At 65.7% G+C, this 6,431-nt stretch carries 9 protein-coding genes and 1 tRNA gene; 3 read left to right on the top strand and 7 right to left on the bottom strand.

Translation table 11 applies throughout. The features are described 5' to 3' along the window. The coding region (locus L687_RS27800; protein ID WP_021199081.1) for a phosphotransferase at window positions 1-669 on the bottom strand (669 nt) is incomplete at its 3' end. Between the two features lie 83 nt (window positions 670-752). Continuing rightward, window positions 753-1,856, bottom strand: a complete 1,104-nt coding sequence (locus L687_RS27795) for an ABC transporter ATP-binding protein (protein WP_021199080.1) — start codon at window positions 1,854-1,856, stop codon at window positions 753-755. 229 nt (window positions 1,857-2,085) lie between these two features. Between L687_RS27795 and L687_RS27790 the strand changes: the two genes are divergently transcribed. Beyond that, window positions 2,086-3,030 (top strand): DsbA family protein, encoded by a 945-nt coding sequence (locus L687_RS27790; RefSeq protein ID WP_021199079.1) that lies wholly within the window; start codon window positions 2,086-2,088, stop codon window positions 3,028-3,030. A gap of 45 nt (window positions 3,031-3,075) precedes the next feature. Beyond that, window positions 3,076-3,148: transfer RNA gene (locus L687_RS27785), tRNA-Thr, on the top strand. A gap of 81 nt (window positions 3,149-3,229) precedes the next feature. Here L687_RS27785 and L687_RS27780 read toward each other — a convergent pair. Continuing rightward, on the bottom strand, window positions 3,230-3,709 hold the full coding sequence (locus tag L687_RS27780) for a tyrosine-type recombinase/integrase (RefSeq protein WP_021199078.1): 480 nt from the start codon (window positions 3,707-3,709) through the stop codon (window positions 3,230-3,232). On the opposite strand from L687_RS27780, the gene L687_RS42990 reads away from it, so the two are divergent. Beyond that, window positions 3,704-4,066, top strand: coding sequence for a hypothetical protein (locus L687_RS42990; RefSeq protein WP_021199077.1), 363 nt, complete (start codon window positions 3,704-3,706; stop codon window positions 4,064-4,066). The genes L687_RS27780 and L687_RS42990 overlap by 6 nt on opposite strands. A gap of 58 nt (window positions 4,067-4,124) precedes the next feature. On the opposite strand, the gene L687_RS41830 is transcribed toward L687_RS42990, so the two are convergent. From L687_RS41830 to L687_RS43095, 4 genes are all read right to left on the bottom strand, one after another. Next, window positions 4,125-4,937: a M15 family metallopeptidase gene (locus L687_RS41830; RefSeq protein WP_152525867.1), complete on the bottom strand. Its 813-nt coding sequence runs from the start codon at window positions 4,935-4,937 to the stop codon at window positions 4,125-4,127. Window positions 4,938-5,065: 128 nt separating this feature from the next. Continuing rightward, window positions 5,066-5,191: a hypothetical protein gene (locus L687_RS43240; RefSeq protein WP_021199075.1), complete on the bottom strand. Its 126-nt coding sequence runs from the start codon at window positions 5,189-5,191 to the stop codon at window positions 5,066-5,068. A 158-nt stretch (window positions 5,192-5,349) separates the two neighbouring features. Next, entirely contained in the window at window positions 5,350-5,679 is a 330-nt protein-coding gene (locus L687_RS27765) for a hypothetical protein (protein WP_021199074.1), read from the bottom strand. 278 nt (window positions 5,680-5,957) lie between these two features. Next, entirely contained in the window at window positions 5,958-6,230 is a 273-nt protein-coding gene (locus L687_RS43095; RefSeq protein ID WP_021199073.1) for a DUF2510 domain-containing protein, read from the bottom strand. Between the last annotated feature and the right edge of the window lie 201 nt (window positions 6,231-6,431).

Raw genomic sequence — 6,431 nt, 5'->3', positions numbered from 1 at the left:
GTCGGCGATCGCGACCGCATCCACCCCGTGCTCGAGGCGTCCGCCGGCGGCGAGGTCCATGATCTCGCCGGCGATGTTCGTTCGAGCGAGGTCGAGGTCGTAGGCGCGCTGCCCATCGGTCAGACCCTCCTCATGGAGCTCTCCGGTCTCCGCGTCGACGAGATAGGCGGCGAAGGCCCCGGCATCACGACGGAAGAGGGTGTTCGACAGGGAGACGTCGCCCCAGTAGAAGCCCACGTTGTGGAGGCGCACGAGCAGCAGCGCGAGCGCGTCGACCAGACGGTTGGCGGTGTCCGGGCGCAGGACGCGCGTGAACAGCGCACGGTACGGCATCGAGAAGCGCAGGTGCGAGGTGACCAGTGCCGCGGGGAGGGGATCGCCATGGGCATCGGTGCGCCCCGCGATCACAGCGACCCGGTCGACGCACGGTACGTCGAGCCGGGCGAGGTTGCCCAGCATGTCGTACTCGCGCTGTGCCATCTCGGCAGTGGTCTCCTTGACGGCGACGACGCGACCCGAGAGGTCGGCGAACCGGACGAGGTGGCGGGAGAGCCCCTTGGGGAGCGAGACGATGTGCTCGGACGGCCACTTGGCGAGCGTGGTGGACCAGGGGAGGGCGAGCAGTCCCGGATCGACCTTGCTGGCGGTGATCCGCAGCGAATCCTGCATGATGCTCCTGGTGGCGTACGAAGAGGAAAAAGAGACGCGGCGCAGGCGACCGAGGTCAGCCTGCGCCGCGTCTGTGGATCCGATCAGGCGGAGACGACCGGCTTGTCGTTCAGACGGTCACCCGACTCGATGTCGAACGCGTGCACGTGGCCGGCCGAGGCGGCGAGCGTGACGGTCTCGCCGGCGTTCGGGTGGTTGCGACCGTCGACGCGAGCGACGAGGTCGGCGCGCTTGCCGTTGATCTCGGTGTGACCGTAGAGGTAGCCGTCGGCGCCGAGCTCTTCGACGAGGTCGACCGTGACCGAGAGGCCCTTGCCGTCGGCGGGGCCGACGACGATGTCCTCCGGACGCACGCCGACCGTCACCTGCGAACCGTTGGCGCGACCGACGGTGTCGCGGTCGAGCGGGACGACCTCGGTGCCGAAGCGGATGCCGCCCTCGGCGAGGTCGGCCGAGAACAGGTTCATCGCGGGCGAGCCGATGAAGCCGGCGACGAAGACGTTGTTCGGCTTCTCGTACAGGTCGCGGGGCGAGCCGACCTGCTGGAGCAGACCATCCTTGAGGACCGCGATGCGGTCGCCCATGGTCAGCGCCTCGGTCTGGTCGTGGGTGACGTAGACCGTGGTGACGCCGAGACGACGCTGCAGCGATGCGATCTGGGTACGGGTCTGGACGCGGAGCTTGGCGTCGAGGTTCGACAGCGGCTCGTCCATGAGGAACACCTGCGGCTGACGCACGATCGCACGGCCCATGGCGACACGCTGACGCTGACCACCGGAGAGGGCCTTCGGCTTGCGGGTCAGGTAGGGCTCGAGGTCGAGGAGTTTCGCGGCCTCAAGCACGCGTGCGGCGCGCTCTTCCTTGCCGACGCCGGCGATCTTGAGCGCGAAGCCCATGTTCTCGGCGACGGTCATGTGCGGGTACAGGGCGTAGTTCTGGAAGACCATCGCGATGTCGCGGTCCTTCGGCGGGACGTCGGTCACGTCGCGGTCGCCGATGAGGATGCGGCCGGCGTTGACCTCTTCGAGGCCGGCGAGCATGCGCAGAGATGTGGACTTACCACAACCGGAAGGACCGACGAGGACGAGGAACTCTCCGTCACCGACCTCGAGGTTCAGCTTGTCGACGGCCGGACGGGTTCCACCGGGGTACAGGCGGGTGGCTTCGTCGAAAGTCACAGATGCCATTGTGTTTCTCCTTCACCGGCAGGTACGTGCCGGACGATCCGTAGTGATGAAGCGGTGGGGTGAGCCACCGTGACCCGTCTTTGGGTCGAGATCAGTATGACATGAACGGCTGTACCTGGGTATTTCTCAGCCTCACTGGTTAGCATCGATCTCGGCCGCGCCCAGCGGCGATCGTCGCTCAGCGGCGGTCGGGGCCAACCCGGACCCCCGCAGACTCACAAGAGGAACGATGTCGAGCGACGAAACGCCGAACGTCCCCACACCTCGCAATTCTCGCGAGGCCGTGCGGGAGAAGGCTCAGAAAGTGCACGCCCAGCAGTCGAGGGCGCGCCTCATGCGACGGATCATCATCGGCGCCGTCGCCGTCGTCGCGGTGGGGGCGATCGGCACCGCCGTGACCCTTGCGGTGTCCGCTCAGGTGTCGAAGCCGAAGCTCACCCCGACGGGGATGGAGTCGGATGGCGTCGTCGTCACCGACATCACCGCCGTTGCCGGATCCGATGAGGTCCCCGCGACGCCCTCGGCAGAGCCGACCGATGCGGGCGCTTCGACTGAGCCGACCCCCAGCGCGACCTCCTCCGGCAAGGTCGACATCCACGTCTACGTCGACTACCTCTCGCCGGACGCCGGAAAGTTCGAGCGGGCCAATGCGCGTCAGCTCGCCGGTTGGATCGGGGAGGGGGCGGTCACCGTCAGCTACCACCCGGTCGCCTTGCTCACCGCGAGCTCGAACGGCACCAAGTACTCGTTGCGTTCCGCCGCGGCCGCCGCGTGCGTCGCCACGCACTCGCCTGCGCAGTTCTACGCCTTCAATCACGACCTGCTCGACGACCAGCCCGAGGTCGGCAGTGACGGGATGTCAGACGAGGACCTGGCGAATCTGGCAGCCGCCGTCGGCACCGACAACACCAAGGCCGTCCGGTCGTGCATCGAGAACGGTGACTTCGTCGGTTGGGCGAAGGAAGCGACCACGCGCGCGCTCGACGGACCGCTCGCCGGATCGAAAGACCTGATGCTCAACACCGCGCCCATGATCGTCGCGAACGGCGAGGCGTACGTCGGTGCGTTCGACGACCCGGCCGAGTTCTCGCAGTTCGTGCTGAGCGTCGCGAGCGATGCCTCCCGTGCGACGCCGTCTCCGACGCCCACGTCGACCACCACGCCCGCCCCGTAGTTCGAACCGGGGTCGATGCCATCGCTAAGCTGATGGATGGCATCCGCCGACTTGGCGCAATTGGTAGCGCACCGTACTTGTAATACGGGGGTTACGGGTTCGAGTCCCGTAGTCGGCTCAAGAAATACCAGTTCAAAACAAAGAAAATCGCCCCGGCTCCCTCGTGGAGTCGGGGCGATTCGTTGTTTATCCATGGTTTTCAGGTGAACAGCTTGGACAGAACAAGTCCGGCCGCGGGGCCGCGGTGCACCTCGTCGGCGTAGTGCAGGCGCGTGGTGCGCTCGTCCTCGTGGCCGAGTTGCTCCTTCGCTGCCTGAATGCCGAGCTCGTCACGCATCACCGTCGCGACGGTCTTCCGGAAGCTCTTCGGCGTCGTGCCCTTCCAAGGCGTATCGCGCAGCGCCTCGCGCCAGGAGGTGCGGTAGTTGTTCGGGTGGCGGAATGTGCCGACGCTCGATGCGAACACGAACGCCGAGTACGACGCGACGCGACGGCGCAGCAGCATGTCGACGACATGGTCGGGCAGCTCCAGCTCGCGATAGCCGGCATCCGACTTCGTGAACTCCTGCACGAAGAACTTGCCATCGCGGTCCTGCGCGATCGTACGGCGGATCGTGACGCGCTTCGCATCGGGGTCGAGCTGATCCCACTGCAGCGGGCCATCAGGACGGCGGTGCAAGTCATCGTCGGCGCCGCAGCCGTCCTCGCGACGATCGTGATCGTCGCGCCACAGATCATCGACGCCGTCGCCGACGTCGTGCCCGGCCCCACCATCGCCTGGGCGACCGCCGCGATCGCGGCCCTCGCCGCGGTCAGCGCTGCAATCGCGCGCGTGATGGCGATCCCCGCTGTCGACGAGTGGCTGCGCAAGTTCGGTGCAGGCTCCGCGCCGGCCGGCGCAGTCGCGTACCGCGGCCAAGACGGCAACTCCACTGGCCTAACCCGCCGGCAGCGGCGCGCGATGCACGACGGCACCGACGATAAGGCGCACCTCCGCTCCGCGATCTCTGACCACAACGATCGCCTCGGGCTCTAAATGAGAGACCCCACCTGGCTTCGGCCGGGTGGGGTCTCTGTGGTTCGAGGACGGTCGGTTACTGGCCTAGGTACCAGCTCTTCCACTGATTGAAGGATCCTTGCGTGAGGAACGCCGCGTTTCCGTGTTGGCCGGCGAGCTGGTTCGCCAGGGCCTGGTCAGTGGTCTCGAGCCAAGCCGCGTTGCCGACTCCGTCACCAGCGAGCGCGAAGGTGGTGACGCCGTTGACGGTCGTGTAGTACAGAGAAGCCATGTTGTTGTTCCTTCGATGGATGTCAAAATCGGGGTTGTCTTCGGGTGTGGGAGTTGTCCCGGTGTAGCTGCCGTTGTACTCCCAATGCCAGTTCTCGATCCGGCTGAAATACCGGCCGGTCCATGACCAGCCGAACGCGAGCGCGTTGGCTTGGAGCCATCGGTGACCAGCGCTCGCGGAGCTGCTGTACACCTCGCCTCCGAAGTCGGCTGCGATCGCCCAACCATGGTTCGAGGTGCCGGGGTATACGGCGAGGTTGCCGCCATTCAGGTAGTCGTTCCATGCTCGCCATTGACCGGCGAGATCGCGATAGCCGTCGTTGAGGATCAGCGTCCTTCCCAATGCGCCCCGATAGGCTGCGCGAAGGGCAACCATTGCGACAGCAGCATCGTTTCGGAAGCGATGGCCGTCGACCGAGGTGAGCTGGTCTAAAGGGATCTGGCCGTTGGCGTACCCTCCCCACGCGGAGGCGGGCTCGGGGTCGAGGACGGACGCCCCGACGAAAGCCGTCGCGGCGACGCCGCCAGCTGCGAGGAGAAGCGAGCGTCGAGTAATCGTTCGACCGCCTCCCTCTAGTTCCGAAGGATTCCTGAAATCGCGTATCAGTGGTGGACTCACGGGTACAACGTATTGAACCTCATGACGAAAGCGCTGTCCCCTCTTTGGCCTACAGACACGTCAGGACTGACCTCGATAGGTTGAGAGACCCCCACCTTGCTTCGGCCGGGTGGGGGTCTTCTGTCGTTTCAGGCCGTGCGCACGGACAGCAGCTGCCAGCCCTCGGGGACCAACGCGATGAGCGCGTCCATGTTCTCCGCTTCGATCTCCCGGAGGCCGTCGCGTCGCTGGAACTTTCCCTCAACGGAGCGCATCGATCGGCTTTCTCCATCGTCGCCATGGCCGACACCAGGTCCCATCCGGCGGGTGCCTGAGCGGTGAGCTACGCGCGCACGTCGGCGAGATCTTCACCCTCGAGCGTCACAGAGTGGGCTTCGACAGGGCGGATGAGTCCGATGAGCATCAGACCAGCCTAGGAGAGTTCGTCATCGGCGAGGGCCACGGCGTTACTCCACACCCAGCATCGGAACGTCTTCTCCTCCGCACGGAACTCGACGCCAGCGGCGAGGGGCGTAGAGCGCACGACCTTCGCATCGACGCGCACCGCTTCGGGGCCGAATCGCACCCACGCCCGCACCCGGCGTTGGAGCGCGTGAGGGTAGATCGTGAGCGGGTGATCGCGGAGCGGGAGCTCGCGGTCGCTGAGCGACTGGAGTGGGCCGTGCTTCGCGGCTTCAAGGATCGATCGCGCCTGCGACTGCATGTCCCGGTACGCGGAGAGTGTCGATCCAGGGTTCCCCATAGCCGGTGATTCCTTCCTCCGGCCAAGATGTTCGATTCTACGTCGCAACCTCCGACGTCGGAGAGGCGACGGATCCATGGTTTAGTCGTGGTTTTGAATCTGTACATGTGTGTACCTGGTTGTACCGATCCCGCGAAAACCTGCGGACGGTGCACGCAAGTACACCTAGGAACAGGCCATCTTTCAAACGGGGGTTACGGGTTCGAGTCCCGTAGTCGGCTCCACACACGAAGGCCCGCATCCCATGGAAACAGTCGGGATGCGGGCCTTTGTCCTGTCTAGGCGAGGAGCATCTCGACACTCCACCCGGCGGCAATCGATCCGCCGATGATCCACTTTTTCTTCGCGGGCATCTTCGCCTTCGCGCTGGGTTCCGCCTCGGTCGGCGTTGCGGCCTCACCGGGAACATCTGCCGCCGTCGGGAGTGCATCGCTGGTCACGTTGGCAGGGGCGGGCTCCGGCTCGAGCCAGTGCATACCGTCCCAGTAGCGCAGCTCGTTGTCGGCGTGCGGTGCCGGGTACCAACCGGCGGCGGGCGTGGCGTCTGACATGAGGGTTCCTCTCGGCTGCGATCGGCCACCCAGAAGACTCACAGGCCGAATGATCCGAATGCTGTCGGCAGTTCGGACATTCAGCGGAGGAATCAGGTCGGATAGCGCGGAAGGAGAGCAGATGAGACCGATGAACATCAGGCCAGCCGAGGACAGCCCCTCACGGCTCGAGTGCACTTGATCGCAAAAAGATCCCCGCCT

This window comes from Microbacterium maritypicum MF109, assembly GCF_000455825.1.
Taxonomy (GTDB): domain Bacteria; phylum Actinomycetota; class Actinomycetes; order Actinomycetales; family Microbacteriaceae; genus Microbacterium; species Microbacterium maritypicum_A.
This window is presented reverse-complemented; position numbering and strand designations above follow the sequence as displayed.

Excerpts from the sequence above, each read along its gene's own strand:
- L687_RS27795 (WP_021199080.1), bottom strand. The coding sequence starts at position 1,856 with ATGGCATCTGTGACTTTCGACGAAGCCACCCGCCTGTACCCCGGTGGA.
- L687_RS27790 (WP_021199079.1), top strand. The coding sequence starts at position 2,086 with ATGTCGAGCGACGAAACGCCGAACGTCCCCACACCTCGCAATTCTCGC.
- L687_RS43240 (WP_021199075.1), bottom strand. The coding sequence starts at position 5,191 with ATGCGCTCCGTTGAGGGAAAGTTCCAGCGACGCGACGGCCTCCGGGAG.
- L687_RS27765 (WP_021199074.1), bottom strand. The coding sequence starts at position 5,679 with ATGGGGAACCCTGGATCGACACTCTCCGCGTACCGGGACATGCAGTCG.
- L687_RS43095 (WP_021199073.1), bottom strand. The coding sequence starts at position 6,230 with ATGTCAGACGCCACGCCCGCCGCCGGTTGGTACCCGGCACCGCACGCC.